The sequence below is a fragment of the Bradyrhizobium sp. Mp27 genome (assembly GCF_029953005.1).
Lineage (GTDB): Bacteria > Pseudomonadota > Alphaproteobacteria > Rhizobiales > Xanthobacteraceae > Bradyrhizobium > Bradyrhizobium barranii.
Genome location: NZ_JASAUS010000581.1, coordinates 1 through 704, shown reverse-complemented (window position 1 = coordinate 704; position 704 = coordinate 1). Strand labels below are relative to the sequence as shown.

The window sequence follows — 704 nt, the reverse complement described above, 5'->3', positions numbered from 1 at the left end:
GCCGGCCTGGGCCGAGCTGCCGGCCACCGATCCGGACCCGCGCGCGCTCGGCCTCACCTCACGCCATCTCGCCTATGTGATCTACACCTCCGGCTCAACCGGCACCCCAAAAGGCGTCATGGTCGAGCATCGCGGCCTGGTCAATCTTGTCGCATGGCATGTGCAAGCGTTTTGTCCGCAACCAGAATCCTGCTGCGCACTCACGGCTGGACTAGCATTCGATGCCAGCACGTGGGAGCTATGGTCTGCGTTATGTAACCGCAGCACATTGCAGCTGCCGCCCAGAGCGGCAGCAGGAGATTCCTTGCGTCTGCTGCAATGGTGGCGAGATCAATCGCTGGCCGTTGCCTTTTTGATCACGCCACTGGCTACACTCGCGCTGGAAGATAAGCTCATCAATTCCAGATTGGAGTACTTGCTTGTTGGCGGGGATCGTCTCCAACGTGTGCCTGCGTCTCTACCAGCGGCTCTCAAGCTCATAAACAACTACGGCCCTACCGAAGGGACGGTGGTGGCGACCTCAGGACGGCTCTTCAGCGACAACGCTGTGCCGCATATCGGGCGTCCGATTGCGAACACGCGGGTGTACCTTGTGGACGGTCATGGCGCGCCGGTTCCGTTTGGGGCGGTGGGAGAGCTTTACATTGGCGGGGCGGGTGTTGCGCGCGGCTATCTGAACCGGCCGGAGCTGACGGCGGAGCGGT

At 61.9% G+C, this 704-nt stretch carries 1 protein-coding gene; it reads left to right on the top strand.

Annotated elements, in window-relative coordinates; all coding sequences use genetic code 11:
• Positions 1 to 704, top strand: a 704-nt coding sequence (locus QJT78_RS51840) for an AMP-binding protein (RefSeq protein ID WP_281460916.1), incomplete at both ends; no start/stop codon positions are given.